The organism is Psychrobacter sp. SWN149 (assembly GCF_015864565.1).
GTDB lineage: Bacteria > Pseudomonadota > Gammaproteobacteria > Pseudomonadales > Moraxellaceae > Psychrobacter.
This window is the reverse complement of record NZ_JADYWX010000002.1, coordinates 494646-512456: the sequence shown is the minus strand read 5'-3', so window position 1 is coordinate 512456 and position 17811 is coordinate 494646. Positions and strand designations below refer to the sequence as shown.

Annotated in this window: 13 protein-coding genes; 6 read left to right on the top strand and 7 right to left on the bottom strand. The window is 44.3% G+C overall.

Annotated elements, in window-relative coordinates:
- Window positions 1-106 precede the first annotated feature (106 nt).
- The 3 genes from alc to I6E86_RS04830 all read left to right on the top strand — a co-directional run bounded on the left by alc (window position 107) and on the right by I6E86_RS04830 (window position 3121).
- A complete protein-coding gene (gene alc, locus I6E86_RS04840; protein WP_197175745.1) occupies window positions 107-1231 on the top strand; it encodes an allantoicase in 1125 nt (374 codons plus the stop codon).
- Window positions 1231-1761 (top strand): ureidoglycolate lyase, encoded by a 531-nt coding sequence (locus I6E86_RS04835; protein ID WP_197175743.1) that lies wholly within the window; start codon window positions 1231-1233, stop codon window positions 1759-1761. The genes alc and I6E86_RS04835 overlap by 1 nt, the downstream gene beginning before the upstream one ends.
- Window positions 1762-2392: 631 nt before the next feature.
- Window positions 2393-3121 carry a DUF5020 family protein gene (locus tag I6E86_RS04830; protein ID WP_197175741.1) on the top strand — a complete coding sequence of 243 codons (729 nt, stop codon included), beginning with the start codon at window positions 2393-2395 and terminating at the stop codon, window positions 3119-3121.
- 136 nt (window positions 3122-3257) lie between these two features.
- Here the strand turns inward: I6E86_RS04830 and guaD are convergent, their stop codons facing one another.
- From guaD to I6E86_RS04810, 4 genes are all read right to left on the bottom strand, one after another.
- Complete coding sequence (gene guaD / locus I6E86_RS04825; RefSeq protein WP_197175739.1) at window positions 3258-4694, bottom strand: guanine deaminase; 1437 nt, start codon at window positions 4692-4694, stop codon at window positions 3258-3260.
- Between the two features lie 81 nt (window positions 4695-4775).
- Window positions 4776-5753, bottom strand: a complete 978-nt coding sequence (locus I6E86_RS04820; RefSeq protein WP_197175737.1) for an XdhC family protein — start codon at window positions 5751-5753, stop codon at window positions 4776-4778.
- Window positions 5746-8319 (bottom strand): xanthine dehydrogenase molybdopterin binding subunit, encoded by a 2574-nt coding sequence (gene xdhB / locus I6E86_RS04815; protein WP_197175735.1) that lies wholly within the window; start codon window positions 8317-8319, stop codon window positions 5746-5748. Before xdhB ends, I6E86_RS04820 begins: the two co-directional genes overlap by 8 nt.
- Before the next feature lie 96 nt (window positions 8320-8415).
- Window positions 8416-10128: a xanthine dehydrogenase small subunit gene (locus I6E86_RS04810; protein ID WP_197175733.1), complete on the bottom strand. Its 1713-nt coding sequence runs from the start codon at window positions 10126-10128 to the stop codon at window positions 8416-8418.
- 653 nt (window positions 10129-10781) lie between these two features.
- On the opposite strand from I6E86_RS04810, the gene I6E86_RS13760 reads away from it, so the two are divergent.
- A complete protein-coding gene (locus tag I6E86_RS13760; protein WP_265090673.1) occupies window positions 10782-10907 on the top strand; it encodes a hypothetical protein in 126 nt (41 codons plus the stop codon).
- Window positions 10908-10980: 73 nt separating this feature from the next.
- Here the strand turns inward: I6E86_RS13760 and I6E86_RS04805 are convergent, their stop codons facing one another.
- On the bottom strand, window positions 10981-11598 hold the full coding sequence (locus I6E86_RS04805; protein WP_197175732.1) for a flavodoxin family protein: 618 nt from the start codon (window positions 11596-11598) through the stop codon (window positions 10981-10983).
- A gap of 556 nt (window positions 11599-12154) precedes the next feature.
- Here I6E86_RS04805 and I6E86_RS04800 point away from each other — a divergent pair.
- Complete coding sequence (locus tag I6E86_RS04800; protein ID WP_197175731.1) at window positions 12155-13408, top strand: YeeE/YedE family protein; 1254 nt, start codon at window positions 12155-12157, stop codon at window positions 13406-13408.
- Between the two features lie 108 nt (window positions 13409-13516).
- On the opposite strand, the gene I6E86_RS04795 is transcribed toward I6E86_RS04800, so the two are convergent.
- Both I6E86_RS04795 and I6E86_RS04790 read right to left on the bottom strand, forming a co-directional pair.
- Window positions 13517-14398, bottom strand: coding sequence for a polyphenol oxidase family protein (locus I6E86_RS04795; protein ID WP_227680535.1), 882 nt, complete (start codon window positions 14396-14398; stop codon window positions 13517-13519).
- A 139-nt stretch (window positions 14399-14537) separates the two neighbouring features.
- Window positions 14538-15758, bottom strand: coding sequence for an RluA family pseudouridine synthase (locus tag I6E86_RS04790; protein WP_194363112.1), 1221 nt, complete (start codon window positions 15756-15758; stop codon window positions 14538-14540).
- 855 nt (window positions 15759-16613) lie between these two features.
- Here I6E86_RS04790 and I6E86_RS04785 point away from each other — a divergent pair.
- A complete protein-coding gene (locus I6E86_RS04785) occupies window positions 16614-17792 on the top strand; it encodes an outer membrane protein assembly factor BamD (RefSeq protein ID WP_197175730.1) in 1179 nt (392 codons plus the stop codon).
- Window positions 17793-17811 lie beyond the last annotated feature (19 nt).

Here is a 17811-nt window from a genome sequence, read left to right as displayed (position 1 = left end):
CATAGCACTCGTTCTACTTAGCTAAGCGCGTACGAATTGGCATAGATTAATAAATAAGATAGTACCCACACTATCAACACACACCATTATTAAAAAAGGAATCATTGTGAGTCAAAATACTTCAGAAGTTGGACAAATTATCTCCGCAAACAATCTACCTGATACCCTGCCAGCATTTACCAAAAAATCAAACGTCGCCGACAGTCGTTTGGGCGCAAAATCGCTATTCGCCACCGATGATTTTTTTGCGGATAAAAGCCGTATTCTAAATCCTGATGCACCTATCTTTGTAGTTGGTAAGTTCGATGACCACGGTAAGTGGATGGACGGTTGGGAAACACGTCGTAAACGCCATTTGGGTTACGATTATTTAGTGATTCAACTCGCCCGCCCAACCAAAATAGCTGGTCTCGATATTGATACCAGTCACTTCACGGGTAACTTCCCCTCTTCCGCTAGTGTCGATGCCTTGTACGCGCCAGAGCTAATGCAGCAAGATGAAACTGAACTTACCAGTCTAAGCAAAGAAGACTGGGACGGTAAAAACTGGCAGGCGCTAGTAGGTATGACCCCATTGCAAGGTCACAATCATGAGCTTGTCGAGATTGATCATGGGCAAACCGTGACCCATATTCGTTTGAATATTTATCCAGATGGTGGCGTTGCCCGACTACGTGTCTATGGTAATATTCAACTTGATGCCAGCCTTAATACCCAAGGTGAAACGCTTGACTTGGCGGGCGCGTTAAACGGTGGTCGCGCCATTGCCAGTAACGACGCACACTTTGGTGCTGCTAGTAATTTACTGCTACCGACTAAAGCGCCTAACATGGGCGATGGTTGGGAGACTCGTCGTCGCCGTGAGCCAGGCAATGACTGGTGCATTATCGCGCTAGGTCAATCAGGTATCGTTGATTCCATCGAGATAGATACTGCTCACTTTAAGGGTAATTATCCTGATAAAGTCTCGATTCAAGCCGTCTACTCACCAAATACGCCAGAGCAAACTTTAGTGACTCAAAGTATGTTCTGGGAAACTCTGCTTGAGCCGCAAAAAACCAATGCTGATGACATTCATCATTTTGGTAAAGAACAGCTCCAAATTGACCAACCCATCACTCATATTCGGGTCAATATCTTCCCAGACGGCGGCATCAGCCGCGTGCGTGTATATGGCAAAATTGCTGAGGTTGACACTGGTACTGATATTGATAGTAAAGAGGCAAAGTAATGGGAGTTGCTCTAACAGCCAAGCCTTTGACCAAGGCAAACTTTGCCCCCTATGGCTCGGTCATCGAGCGCTATAGTATTGATCAGCAAACCGCTGACAATACTTATGAGATCAATAATGGCTATGCGGTTCGCCATCATGCACTCGCCGAAAGCAAGCTTGACGGTGGCTCAGTTGGTATGAGTATCTTTCGGGCCAAGAAACGTGAGAATCCGATTGCACTCTCGGTCATGGAATACCATCCGCTTGGAACACAGGCATTTGTATCTATGGAGGGGCAAGATTATATTGTTGTCGTGGCCAAAGCTGGTGTACCGCCGCAGTCTGCTGACGATCTGGCCGTGTTTTATGCTAAGTCTCACCAAGGCGTACAGTACGATGCCAATGTCTGGCATCACCCTCTACTCGCTCTTGGGCGTGACAGTGATTTCTTAGTTATTGATCGTATCAATGGCGAGGGTAATAACTGCCATGAGATCGATATCACTGACTGGCATGTGCGTATCGAGTTAGAAAGCGAACAAAGCTAACCAGTTAGAAAATAGTGACATCAAATATGTACGAACTTAAAGCCAGCTAACCTCTATTAGCTGGCTTTTTTATATCCATTTGGTTTCTAAATAATATGCCTATCAATTGATCAAAACCAGTCAGACGACCCAATTTGGGGCATACAGATACCTATTTTGGTGCCTCTATAGAACCTCTGACGCTTGAAAAAGCGTTGTTCTCTATATCCATTTACATATACGAAAGTTGGCTTTCGCATTTGAGAAGTATCAAAGGCTATTTTGCTTACTTTGTACCAAAATCAATAGATAACTGCCCTAAAATCCAAGAAATCATCCCTAAAACCCAATAAGCTTTGACGTTGATAGCAGCATAACTGGTTTGTGGCATGGTTCTTGAATACTCTTTAGTAGTGGGCACTCAAATACTATTAACCAACCATTATTCAGAAAAACACGCATTAAGAGTATGTTTACCAACCAGCAATCCTGATTTTTGGTAAAAGATAAAATCCCATTGCTATAAATGATCGATGATGCAGTTTTAGGATAACCAACAATCAATTTTATATGAAGGAGTCATATTTTGCATTCTAATTTACTCACAAGCCTCCCTAGTCATACTAACCCATCCAACCAAAAACCGTCTTTTATGAGACCACTGTCTATGGCGGCCGTTGCTATCGCGGCTTTAGGAAGTATGTCTAGCATTCAGGCGAAGACCTTTTTTACCGATACCAGTGTCTCCGTACTTTACGGCGGTGATTATGACCTCGTAGAAGATGGAGAGCTGACGACTGTTACATTAGAACATGTCTCTGCACACGACTGGGGTGGCGTGTTTTTCTTTGTCGATCGAAATCAAGGTGCCGACGATATTGAAAATAATAGATTTAGAGAAACTTATGGCGAGCTGTCTCCCACATTCAAGATAGCCACTTTCGATGACAGTTTTATCAAGCAGGTTAATTTAGCCGCCACCTATGAATTTGGTTCAAACAGTACTGGCTTTGACCAAGATAACTATCTGGTTGGTATTGGTGCAGATTTAAATGTCCCTATTCCAGGAACGACGTTTGCTTCCGCGACGCTATATCATGCCTTTAATGACAATACGGACGATGATCAACAAATCACCTTAACCTATGGTTGGGAGCGCAATAATTTTGTCGTGGATGGCTTTATCGATTATTCATTCAATAACGATGACATTGAAGACAATATCCATATCAACCCTCAAATTAAGTACAATATACAAGACGTACTCGGTATTGATAATCGCTTAGAGGTCGGTATGGAGTATAGCTATTGGAAAAATAAATACGGTGTTGATGGCGTAAATCAAAGCGCCCCTAGTGCATTGGTAAAATTCCATTTTTAATATCCAATAGAAACTCTATTGGCAGTAAAAAACCCTTGTTCCTATATCGTAGGAATAAGGGTTTATTTTTTATATCTGAAAGAAATCTAACGCGTTATTGATTGAGGTACAGCACTGATATGCTTGTATCTCAATCCTATGAAGCAACGCTGCGGCTGCGATATCGACTCACGCCTGCGATTACGGTCTCCTCAATCACTCTATCATCACCCAGCATCATCAGCACAAACAGCTGCTCTTCAAGTGTTTTGGTCTGTGCCATACGCCGCTCAAGCAATGCCGTTGCATTCATATCAATGACCACAAAATCCGCTTCTTTATTTGGCATAAAGTTACCGATTTTATTGTCCAATAATAGCGACTGGGCATTACCCAACGTAATTTGGTATAGCCCTTGGTGAGCAGATAGCTGATTGCTTTGTAGTTGTTGGATTTTATATGCTTCTGACAGAGTTGTCAGCATAGATAGACTCGTCCCTGCCCCAACGTCAGTGGCGATACTGACACCGGTATAACTTAGCGTCTTGGGTAAATCGAACAATCCACTACCCAAAAATAAATTGGACGTCGGACAGTGTGATATTTGCGTACCAGTCGCGCGCAGACGCTCATATTCCGATGTTTCAAGATGAATACCATGTGCCAAGGTGGTGCGTCGACCGAGTAGACCCATATCGTCATAGACATCGAGATAGCCTTTATGATTGGGATACAGTTGTTTTACAAATGCAATCTCATCATGATTCTCTGCAAGATGCGTCTGCAGATAAACACTCTCGTAACTGGCATACAGCTCGCCCGCCATGCGCAACTGCTTGGGTGTTGAAGTAATCGCAAATCTTGGCGTAATAGCCACATGTTGGCGGCCGCGCTCATGCCAGTTATCAATGATATTTTGCGTATCACGGATGCCCTGCTCAGTAGGCACACACAAATTATCGGGCGCATTTTGATCCATCAGCACATTACCTGTGATCATGCGAGTATTCAGCTGGTGACTTTCCGTAAAGAATGCTTCTGCAGATAATGGATGGCTGGTAGAGAAAACCATGGCGCTCGTCGTACCATTGGCCAGCAGCTGATTTAAAAAGAACTGCGCAGTGTCATGTGCTACTTTTGGATCGCTGAAGTTGGCCTCAGTGACGAAAGTATAATTGTTAAGCCAGTCGAGCAATTGCTCACCATAAGCGGCTATCATATCTATCTGCGGATAGTGCACGTGGGTGTCAATAAAACCTGGCATGATGAGTTTGTGTCGATGGTCATGAATCTGTACGGGTTCTCGACTCTCATCAATAGTGGTCAGCAGATAATCTGCTAACATAGCCTCTCGACTGCCATAATTGATAACCAGTCCAGTCTCATCGTCAATAACAAGTGCGCCGTCGGCAATATATTCAGGATAAACCTGTACATCTTCAATCACTGGTAGCAACGTTGTATCTTTATCAACGGTCAAGTTTACTAGAAAGTCAGGGGCTCTAGTATCGGATGATTCAGAAGCCGTACGCTTAGCAAGGTCATCTTCGCTAATATAATGTAATAAATGAGCTTGATAAATATGTAGGGTCATTTGAGGGTCTCACATGGCTTGATAGTACTGAGCGATTTGATGATTTAATGAAAAGTGACAAAGTTACATGGAGTGAGCCATTCAAGAAATGGCCTGATGATACTGCTGCAACAGTTGTGCCACGATAGAGACCGCCACCGCCATTGGCTCTTTCCCACCAAAGTGCAATCCAATTGGCATAACCAGTTGATTTACTAATTGCTCACTGTAGCCACGCTGAATCAAACGATCTCTAAAACGCTTAGCCTTAGTTGCTGAGCTAATGCAGCCTATGTAAGGTGCTGAGATATCTGAGCATTCATTGTCAGATGAGCTAATGTCAGAAATAGTATCTAATGCTGCTCGTACCAACTCAAAATCAACACTATGATCATGAGTCATAATCAGGATAAAACGCTGACCGCCCTGCTCGATAAATGGGCGCACAAAATCTACAGGCTCATCATCGATATGCGGACGGATATGCGCTGGTAAGTTATAAAGTTTGGATTGATTAGTATTAGATTTATCAACTAAATAACGCTCAAACATCTCTGGGCGACTGTCTACCCAATCTACTTGACAAGGTAGCTCTGCAAGGATCGTCATTAATGCTGATGCTACATGCCCTGCACCAAACACTAATACTGACATCGGCGGCGTTACGTTAAAGCATTCGAACATAACAGTGACGCTACCGCCGCAACACTGCGCCAACTTTGCACCCAATGGATAATGCTTGGTATAGACAGCATCACGGAGCACTGCTTTAGAGGATGAGTATTCTGACGTGCTTTCACTGTCAGTTTCAGAAACTTTTGGTTTGCCTTCTTTTGATACTGTGGTTGCTATTTCACCATTCAATAGCTCCCTTGCCGTATTGATAACGTCGTGCTCTAGACCGCCGCCGCCCAGCGTATCCACGATACTGTCTTGCGTGACGATCATCTTTGCCTGTAGCGCTCGAGGCGCAGATCCATTCACGGCTACGACCGTCGCCAACACGTGAGCGATGCCGCGCTGCTGATATCGCGCTAGACCTTCATACCAAACGACTGGCGGTGCTAACGACTCATTCACTGTGCGCAGGACCTCTTGCCCCTGCTACATTTGGATGCTCTATCGCATTAGGCTGATCATCGGTTTTTTTACCTGCCACCTCCAATGGATCGATGTCTTTGGCATGACGTACGTCTTGCGGCATTGCTTTTTCGTTGTAAAGGTCGCTGTTCTTTTCTGCGCCTTTGACTAAACTATCAACCGTATCTGTATCTGCTTTAGTTGTTAGATCCCACGGCGTACCTTGCATACGCATGACTGCTTTTAATACCGCTTCTGGCGTCGCAGGCATGGTCAACTCTGGATTCTTTTTATACTCACCTAGGCTCGCGACCGCATTATTGAGGGCGCACCAAACACTGGCTGCCAGCATAAACGGCGGCTCGCCCACTGCTTTAGAGTTATAAATAGTCTGTTCTTCATTTTTGCGATCGTACAATTTGACATTCCACTGCTTAGGCAAGTCATGCGCAGTTGGGATTTTATAATTGGCAGGACTATCAGATGCGAGCTTTCCTTTATCATTCCAGATCAGCTCTTCTGCCGTGAGCCAACCCATACCTTGCATAAAACCACCTTCAATCTGGCCAATATCAATTGCAGGGTTGATCGATTGTCCCGCGTCATGTAATACATCACAGCGCAGTACTTTGTACTCACCTGTCAACGTATCAATCTCCACCTCAGCACAGGCAGCACCTAATGCAAAGTAAAAGAACGGACGTCCCCATGCTTTAGAGCGATCATAAAATATCTTAGGCGTTTTATAGTAGCCAGTAGACGACAAGCTGATACGATTCTGGTACGACAGTTGAATCATCTCAGCAAAAGTCAGCGTTTCTTTATCACTGATATAGACATGATTTTTTTCAAAGCGTATGTCTTCTTGTGCTACGTCGAAATGCTCAGCAGCGAACTCAAGTATGCGCGCTTTGATACTCAAGCAAGCATTTTGTGCTGCCTTACCATTGATATCTGTCCCTGATGACGCAGCGGTTGGTGAAGTGTTAGGCACTTTATCCGTACGTGTCGCTGATACTTTGACCGTATCTAAATCAACATCAAATTCATTGGCAACAATTTGGGCAATTTTAATATATAAACCCTGCCCCATTTCCGTACCGCCGTGATTGAGGTGGATACTGCCATCAGTGTAAATATGTACCAATGCACCCGCCTGATTGAGCGTCTGCACTGTAAATGAAATACCGAATTTTACTGGCGTTAAAGCAAGACCCAAACGTTTATCACTGCCTTCAGCGGTAGCTTTTTGATTGGCTTCTAGGATTTGTTGACGGCGGTTGTCATAATCGCAATCATCTGCCAACTTGGTCATGATTGTCGCCAAATCGAAATGCTCAATGGTCTGACCGTAATGAGTGCTTTGACCATCTTGATACAAGTTTGCCAAGCGCACTTTTAGCGGGTCTTGCCCCAAGGTATACGCAATATGATCCATCATATATTCAGCAGTCATCAGGCCTTGCGGACCACCAAACCCTCGATAGGCAGTATTGGATACAGTATGCGTTTTGCAGCGATGACCTGCCACATGAGCAGCTGGATAATAATAGGCATTATCACAATGGAACATCGCTCTATCAACGATGGCATCAGACAAGTCTGGCGCATAACCACACAAACCAGCCAATTGCATGTCTACGCCCAATATACGACCAGACTCGTCTAAACCGACTTCGTAACGATTGGCAAACTCATGGCGCTTACCAGTTACTACCATGTCATCCTGACGATCTAGACGCATACTGACAGGGACATTATGGCGTTTGGCGATGATACCGCACAGACATGCCCATGCAGCAGCTTGCGTTTCTTTACCCCCAAAGCCCCCACCCATACGGCGCACGACTGTGTTTACCGCATGAAATGGCAAGTCTGTCACTTCGGCGACGAGCTGCTGCACCTCACTTGGATGCTGCGACGACGTGTACACCTCTAACCCGCCATCATCACAAGGCACCACATAAGACACTTGGCCTTCGAGATAAAAGTGCTCTTGCCCGCGCATATGAATATGACCTTCAATGCGAATTGGTGAGTTTTCAAGCGCAGTCGCAGCGTCACCACGCTTCATAAAATGACTCGGACGTACAAAGAACTCTTGCTCTAACGCCTTATCAATACTAAGCACCGCTGGCAATGGCTCATATTCAACCACTGCCTTGGTAGCCGCTTTTTTGGCAGCGCGATGACTGGTCGCCACCACCACAAATAGCGTCTGACCCACATACTCTGTGATGTCGTCCACCATCAGTGGCTCACCATCGAACACCGCACCGATATCTGTCTGCGCTGGTAAATCTTTAAAACTTAAAACATCTACCACCCCATCCGCCTCTCTGACAGCACTCAAATCCATACTTAATACACGTGCGTGAGCGTAGCTGCTTTTGCCGACAGCCAAATGCAATGTACCTTGTGGTTTTGCAATATCATCCACATAAGTCGCCGTCCCCATGACATGGCTGATCGCACTATCATGCTTAGCCGAGGTACCAATTTTACTTTTTGGCGGACGCACGCGGCGGATACTATAACTGTCAAATAAGGACGAATGATGGCTCATGGCGGATCTCTTTTATTAGTACGCTTTGATTAATGCTCTTTTTATTTTTGGCAAATGTAGCCATTAGGCCGTATTAGCAGTCTACAACTCTGCTAATTAAGCGGTCTCGGTCTGTCTACCTGCTACCAATTGCTTACCGCATTTCACCAGTAGACGCTGTACCACATGTGAGCGATATTCACGGCTGGCTCTGACATCAGTCATAGGTGTAACGTCTGCAGACAAGACTTGTGCTGCCTGCTCAAAACTCGCAACTTCAGCCGCTTGCCCAATGAGCGCTTGCTGACAGGTTGTGGCTAACAATGGTATGGCAGCCATGCCGCCAAGTCCAAGCTTTGCATTCTCTATCGTCATGCCATCTGCTGATACATCGATTCGCGCCGCTAATAGACACGCTGAAATATCATCTTCGTAGCGTTTGCTAATTTTGTGAATAAATAAGCGCTGATTATCATGCATCAGAGGAATATGGATAGCGACTACGTAACTGCCTGCTTGCAGTTTGGTCTTTTTATAATCTAAGAAAAATTCTGATAGAGGTATGATCTCATCCGTATAAATAGCGTCGCTATTATCTGAATCATTACCTGACTTTTCAAAATGAGACGCGCAATGACGCAGATGAATAGACGCATCTAATGCCAATAAAATCGGTGGCAAGTCACCAATCGGCGACGCGTTGGCTATATTGCCGCCGATGGTGCCCATATTACGGATTTGCGGAGAGGCAATACGCTCAAATACTTGTGCGAAACTTGGGAAATACTGCTCTAATACAGGCAACATCTGCTGATAGCTCATGCCAGCACCTAGTACTAGTGATTGGCTAGGAGCTTGCTCGTTATTCAAGTCTTTATTGCTTGAGTCAGGCTTTGCGTCAAGTAGTGACCATGACTTTAGTGCCTCAACACCTGAAAGCTGGATAATGACCTCGTGATCAACCAAATGCTGGGTTACACTCAATCCCAAGTCCGTACCGCCTGCCCAAATGGTTGCTTTTGGATTAGCCGCTAATACTTGATTAAGCTCATCTAGTGACTTGGGCATATATAACTGTCGCCCAGCATCATTAAGTGCAGGTGCAATCGCTTTCAGATCTTCATTCTTTAATTCAGCTGGCACATGTTTAGAGACTGCTGATCCCTTTATACTACCCATCGCATCTGTAGCTAGACTGATCGTCAGATCTTTCACCGCTGACTGATCTTCATCTCTCTGCTGACCGATATCGCTCATCAGTAGACCAGCTTCGATAATTGGCCTGTACCCTGTACAGCGGCATAGGTTGCCAGATATTGATGCAACCACTTCATCATAGCTCAGCTGCTTGGCATCGCTTTGACTTGCTGCTTCTTGACTTGTCTGCGTACGATTGTTTTCGTAAACGCAAGCAAGCGACATCACAAACCCAGGCGTACAAAAACCGCACTGTGATCCGTGACATTCAACCATCGCTTGCTGTGCTGGATGCAACAAAGCACGTTCTGGATGATGTTCTGGATTGTCAGCCAAGTAAGAGGCCGTCATAAGATGATGACCATCCATGAGCGACACTAACGTAATGCAAGAGTTAATCGTATAGAACGGTGGCGTCACATTTTTTTCGTCGCCATTTCCATCATTAAGCACTTGCTGGCTAGCATTAGGCAATCGCTGAACCATCACAGTACAGGCTCCGCAATCACCACTGCCGCAGCCTTCCTTGGTATCCGTTTGGCCTTCATGCAATCGTAGATACTCAAGCACCGTCGTATTAGGGTTAAGCTGGGTTAGCTCGTGGCGTTTCCCATTTAAGTAAAAACTAATCATAGCAAGACTCGGCTAAAATAAAATAATGAAGATAAGCATTACGCTTAAGGACTTTGACGGCTTAGAGACTGGATATAAGTATGTGATTGACATCATGCTGTAACCGTTCACGTATTTTTCACGCTCTAAAGTGTTTGTGGTTTTATTCTCTCCCACACTCTCAGTATGCAAGAGAACATAAAGCAGCGCACTTCTTTATATAAGATAAATGGGTTACCAATAGCAATAATCGTCAGATGTTTTTGTTAGAAAACCACTACCAGATAATACTTGACTATTTGGTCAGCTTTCAACATATTATCACTATTCTCATTTACAATACAACCCACTAAAGTGCATGCCGATATCAATAAATAATGGACACTTGGTCAAAACCTCGCTAATAGTAGAAAATTCAACAAACCTCGATAGTGATAGTAAAGACACAGACATGATGAATATCTCTCATCTTTTATCATGACATATACGTTCAATAAATTTGAATCAAATTTATCAATAGTAAAAAGGTATATGCAACTTTTTGAAAACCCAATCGCATATCCACTCTCATATATAGTTTATCAATGAAAAATTTATATATAATAGCAAAGGCCTATCGTCTACTAGCACGAGCACATATATAATGTTTTTAAAATCGCTTTTGAGAGACTACTATGAAGTCATTAGCCTTTGGCTATCTACTAGCAACGATGATGATGCTGGCAGGTTGCCAATCCTTTCAGTTCGTTGACAATCCTATACCAGTCACCTCCGCTCCTGCAAAACTTGTCGCTCAATAAAAGCGGCACAAAAAAAGCAGACATCGACGATGTCTGCTTTCCTGTTTTATTAACCTGTGAGCTTTAGCTGTTTTTAGCGTTTAGTGTCCGCTGGCTGATGCTTGATAATCGTCTTCGCCAGATGATCACCGAACCAAATGGCAGTATCGATATCTCCTACCCCTGGCGTCTCTTCAGGCGGGCCATCGAGTGATTGGGTCATCAATCCCAAAAAGCTTGATAAGCGGTTCAAATCATGGGGTTCATGACCTGTTGGCATGAGCGGCAGACCTATCCAGTTCATACCGTGTTGCATGGCATAGAGAGAAATCTGTTGTAGTACGGCAAGCTTATCACCACTCAATCCCCCTGAGTTAGCAAACGCAGCTGCCCACTTGCCTTCCCATTTACGATGGTACCAGCGCTTAGATGTTTCATCCATAAAGGTCTTAAATTCAGCAGTCACGCTACCCATATATACCGCACTACCAAATACCAGCAAATCCGCCTGATCCAAATAGTCCCAATCAACATCATAAACATCGACTGCCTTAGCTTGCGCCTCTGGCAATTGCTGATGCGCGCCTTGTACGATCGCTTCAGCGACACGTTTTGTATGACCATAATTGCTATGAAAAATGACCGCAATTGATACATTAGGCACGTTATCAGTAAAGGTGGATGTGTCTGGTGATTTAGCAGGTGTATTCATACATACTCTAATAATGGATAATTGGTTGGATAATAAATCTATAACAGGTTTGATGACTCACGAGGGGCCACAGCATACAAACGAATAAACATACGCGTTGGTTTATATGCGATGAACTTTATTAAATTCAAGCCTATTGTATCAGACGTCCGTTTCTTTTTAAGCTATTTGTTAAAGTCTGGCTAATGAGATTCCAGAGACTCTTAATCCATATTGCATAAAAAAGCAGGCCATACTAGCTGATAAAGCAGTGTAAACAAGACTCTAATGACCTATATATCTATAACTATCAATTATATAAGTAGTTATCAATATCGATAATATGAATAGCAGCTCTTTTATTCCATATTTTCATATACTAATTCTAATTTTTCTAATATTTGTAGGTTTACATTAATGGCAATAGGATTAAGATATCACCCTTCTTACTCTTCAACCAAATGAATAGAATTAACCAAAACACCGTTTTCAATTCTGCAAACCTGCGCAAACATACCAACATAAATTCTTATAAAAATGATATCTGATAACATCGTCGGATAAGGAAGCTATTACCTTGACTACTCTCGTCCAACCTGTAAACGATACAAAAAATCCTATCATTAGAGATGATCTCGTTTTAAATGCGCCTCAGAAACCTTTGATTATGGGTGGTGGCATCGTAGGATTAATAGTGCTTGCATACCTACTAGCCACTCAGCATATCTCTCAATCACTCTTGCTTGGCATTGGTCTATTATTAGGCTATACCCTTTTCCATGCCCGCTTTGGCTTTACGTCTGCTTTTAGACGTATGATGGCAGTGGGTAACGGTCAGGCGATGCGCTCGCACATGTTGATGTTGGCAGTTGCTGTCACGTTATTTGCGCCAATCCTTGCTTATGGCACGACGCTGTTTGGTGGTCCTGTTGCAGGTTATGTCGCACCACTAGGGGTCAGTTTGGTCGTCGGCGCGTTTGTATTTGGCATCGGCATGCAACTTGGTGGCGGCTGCGCCTCTGGTACGCTCTATGCGATAGGCGGTGGACGCTCTGTCATGTTCATCACCTTTATCTTCTTCATAGTAGGCGCTACGATTGGTGCCTATCACTTGCCATTCTGGACAGAAGAGATGCCCGCTTATGCGCCTTTCTCTTTAGCAACTTCTACAGGTCTTGGTTATACAGGTGCATGGCTACTGTCGCTTGCGATATTTGGTATTATCGCATGGGTAACATTGGTTATTGAAAAAAAGAGAAACGCACCTAAGATGGCGCCAGTCCCTTCTGAGTCTGGTTGGAAACGAATCTTTCGTGGTTCTTGGCCGCTATTTGCTGCCGCAATCGTCTTAGCTTTACTCAACGGTCTGACATTGCTCACACGTGGTCAACCATGGGGCATTACGTCGGCATTTACATTATGGGGCTCTAAAATTGCGAGCGGCTTTGGCATGGATGTGGCCAGCTGGGGCTACTGGCAAGGGACTAATGCAGCAGCGCTTGAGGCTTCTATATTTGCAGATTCGACCACTGTATTGAATATCGGTATCATCATTGGCGCATTTATCGCCTCTGCTGCTGGTGGCTTGTTCAAATTCACTAAGATTACTGCAGGTAACTTTGCAGCATCGGTTATCGGTGGATTGATGATGGGATATGGCGCCCGTCTAGCGTTCGGCTGTAATATCGGCGCTTACTTTGGTGGCATAGCTTCTTTTAGCTTACATGGCTATATCTGGGGCATACTAGCAATGGCAGGAACTTTCTTGGCACTGTATTTACGTCCTTTATTTGGCTTATCAGTACCAAAATCTAGCGACTCGATTTGTTAATACAGACCTCATGTTAATGCAGATTTAGCACTCAAATAAAAAAACAGCAGATTATTCTGCTGTTTTTTTATTGTGAAAGGTTTTTTATTAATAGTCATGAGAAATTTTTCAGCGACGTACGATAACCAGCGCCATCCGACCCGTTGCAGGTTGCTGCATATGAGTCTGGCGGCGATACGAGTAATAGTGAGTATCTGCATAGCTACAGGCAACAGGCAAATCCTTCATAACCATAGCACTAGCAGCTTCTAATTGCATGGCCGCAAGCTTCGGTAAATCTAACTTGATTTTGTCATTGTAAGATGGTGTAGAAAATAGCGCCACAAAATCATCAATATGTTTGTCTGACAACGTTTGGTTCGTTATACACCCAGCCAACAACTTATCGCGAACGTCTGTATTCACTTCATAATTTTCCTGACTAATACAAACGCCAATCCAAGCCTGTATCGCTCCTGACTCAGTGAATCGCTTGATGGTCTCTTGAATGACCCCGCAAGCCAGCCCTTGCCAGCCTGCATGAATCGCTGCGATTTTGCCACTGGTTGGCTGATATAAGACGATCGGCACGCAGTCTGCCGTCATTATCGCTAGTCCGCGACCACTTTGTTGACTGACTATCGCATCCGCTGCCATGGGTGCCATATTCAGCGCTGTCGCATCGGCATTATAAATCTCTTTACCATGCACTTGACTGACCCAGTGCAAGCTATTGATGCCGTGACGCTGATCAGTGAGATCATCTGCCAGCTGCTCATTGATAGCCGTCAACAGACGCATACGATTGTCTAGCACTTTTGTGGCATTATCATGGACATGGAGGCCCAGATTTAGCTCACCGTAGTTTGCTTGACCTTTCTGCCCTATACGTTGGTTTTGGGCAGCAGGTTCGTCGACATCATTATGGGCAAAGGCAGCCGTTTGAAAAATCGCCACCTCATCAAATTGTGCCAGCATGTTCATAGGAACGCGATTTGTCATGTTTGTCATGGCTGATTTACCCTTTTAGCGCACTGTCGCTCATATACTGTCACGTAGCACATTATCACTTAGCGCACTGTCGCTTAACATATTTTTACTTAGCACATGTTTACCCTCAAAACAGTACGACTTTATCAGCAGTATTTATTTATTCGTCATCATAGCCGTCACTGAGCACGGCTATCAACTGCTCCATGTCTTCAGGTAGCGGCGTGGTCACCTCGACATCTTCTCCGGTCATTGGATGCACAAAACCCAAGGTATAAGCATGCAATGCCTGACGCGGAAAATTATTAATCGCTTGACGCTGCGCCTCTGTCAGTCCTGCACGCAATTGACGACGACCACCATAGACACGGTCACCCACCAATGGATAAGTAATATGACTCAGATGCACACGAATCTGATGTGTACGACCCGTCTCTAACCCTACATCGAGTAGACAGTAGTTGCCATTGAGCGGGGTGACATTCAATAGATGCGTGACCGCCTCGCGCCCTGCTGTCATGACTGTCATTTTGGTACGCTGAGTACGATGTCGGCCGATCGGTGCATCGATGCGGCGATGGCGCATTAGGCTTGCTTTGTCACCTGCCACCACACATTTATAATGACGGTAAACAGATTTGTCTTTTAGCTGCTCCATCAATGCCATTTGTGCAGGTTTGGTTTTACCAATAAGTAGTAATCCAGAGGTGTCTTTGTCAATACGGTGTACCAAACCTGCACGCGGCAAATGATGCTGCTGCGGATAATGGTAAAGCAAGGCATTGACCAAAGTACCTGTCTGATTACCAGCGCCAGGGTGCACAACCATACCAACAGGCTTGTTGATGACCAGTACTTCATCATCTTCATAGACCACATCGATGTCTATATTCTCTGGTTGATCTTCGCTATGCTGCTGCAAGGTCGTCGATAGCTGTAATACATCCTCTGCTTTCACACGGACTTTGGGCTTTTGCACACTGCCGTTATAGAGCAAGCTACCGTCCGTGATCCAGCCTTGTAGCTGTACTCGGGAAAAATCTGCAAACGCCAGTGAAGCAACCTTATCAATGCGCAGACCAGACTGATCTTCTGTGACAATGTGCGTCATATCCACAATCACCGGCACGGCTTGACCAGCTACCGAGGGTTCATCGTCATCACCGTCAATATTGTCATCATCAATGTCGCCATCGTCAATACCATGACTGTCTTCATCGAGCATGTCATCATTATCCTGCACATCATCGTGCAGTTGCTCATCAGTCATTGTCTGGTTATCAGGTAATTCATTATCATTTAAAACGTTATTTGGCATTGGTGGCTCTTGTGCTGATGAATCAGTATCTCGCGATTGATTCAGTGATAAGTTAATAGTCATGGCATTATTATTTATAACAAATGTATCTATGGCAAATCTATGTCTTATAGACTATATCTTATAAAGTCACGACACGGTTGGTGAAATGACGGTAGAGATAACAGTATAAAATCGGCTGGCTATTTTTTGAGAGATTGCCAGTAGCGATAGGCAATGAAAAGCAAAAAGGCAGAGGCCTTGCCGCTATAGTGTACCATGCCCCGCGTCCAAGCCCTATAGAAGCTGTTCGCTATCTACCAGATTTAGGCTATCGCCTACCTTGCTAAGCGGTGCAGGTTAACTCTCTAGAACATGACATTGCTGTAATTTACTGTATATTTGTCCATGCTGATGACATTCTATATCGCTCACGCGAAATGCTCATGTTAAACTGCCTACACAATCAACACCTATCAAATGAATCTAGCCATCGAAACAACGTAGATAGAGAATAGATGGTGAAAAAATAGACGGCGTCACTGTTATTCTATAAAGTATAGCCATGTTTTGCTGTATGCTATGGCACTATATTTATATTGCAGCATCGCGGCGTTATATTTTACTATTGTTGTTATTTATCGACAATATAAATCATCTAAACCCTTTGATGACGATTGCATACGATGTGTTGCAAGCTTTTATATAAGCTCTATTTATATAATTTATATAACACTCATGTATCAGACACAGAGGTGTCCGTCACATGCGTTATAACAAGAACTGCATTCAATAAAAGCTGTATTGATTAAAAGATCGCTTTATTAGCATGCTTAATAACACGCTCATGGCTGGTGTCATGATATCATTTTTACCATTAACCTTTTATATAGCATGATAGCGCTGCTGCTATTATGCCTCTTGTGTCGGAGAAGAAGTATGCAAGCTGTTGGCAATACGTTTATCAAACTGTCCTCAATCACGTTACTGGCGCTTAGTGTCAATCTGGTGGGTTGTCAGACTTTTAAAAACCTGACAGGCGCTAAAGACGTTGAGGCAGTAGAAACTGCAGAAAAGTCAGAGCAGGCTTACTATACAGATGCGATTACTCAGATTGACAAAGGTCGCTATATCCAAAGTGTGGAAGAGTTGACCAATCTGCGTACCTTTTATCCGACTGGACAATACGCTGAGCAAGCATTGCTTGATATGATGTATGCACAGTATCAGATCGACAAGTACGAAGCTGCAGCAGCAAGTGCTGAACAGTTTATTCGTCTGTACCCATCTAACCCACAAGTCAGCTACGCCTACTATGTGCGCGGTGTGGCCAATATGGAAGGTTCATCTGAGGGCCTAAAAATATTTAAATTAAACCAAGCAGAGCGTGATACTGCTTACTTGCGTATTGCCTTTGCCAATTTCCAAGAGCTGGTAAACAAATATCCAAACAGCCCTTATACACCAGATGCGGCTCAGCGCATGACCTTTATCTATAATCAGTTCGCTGAGAGCGAGATGAGTGCCGCCAACTGGTACATCGAGCGTGAAGCGTATGTCGCTGCTGTGAACCGTGCCAAATGGGTGTTTCAGTATTACCCACTGAGTGAGTCTATTCCAGATGCCATCGCTGTCCTAGCCTATAGCAACGAAAAACTTGGCCTGACAGATTTGGCGAATGAATATAAGACCTTGTTGCAAATCAACTATCCAAAAATGCTAACCAGCAATGGCAGCGTGAAGCTTAGCACCAAACGTGATCGCACTTGGCTCAACAAACTGACCTTTGGTAAGCTTGGTCGCTCAGGTATGGAAGACACATCTGTTGCGACAGGTGAGTATAATGGCGCGACCAAGACACAGCTGATTCGTAATGCCAATCAATTGAGATTGCCTAGCGCTACTGCCAACGCATCAGTAGCCAATACATCGCCTGCACGTAATAACACAGGTCTCAATGTCGGTCTAGGGTTGCCTGAAGCATCCGCTGAACGTATCGATAGTCAGTCAAGTACTGGTTCTACTGCACGAGAAGCCAACGTCGATCCACAAAATACCAATCCAACGCGCCGTACCACATTGCCTATCGAAAACGCTATTGATATCGATAACAACTGATCCATTTAAGCGACTGCAT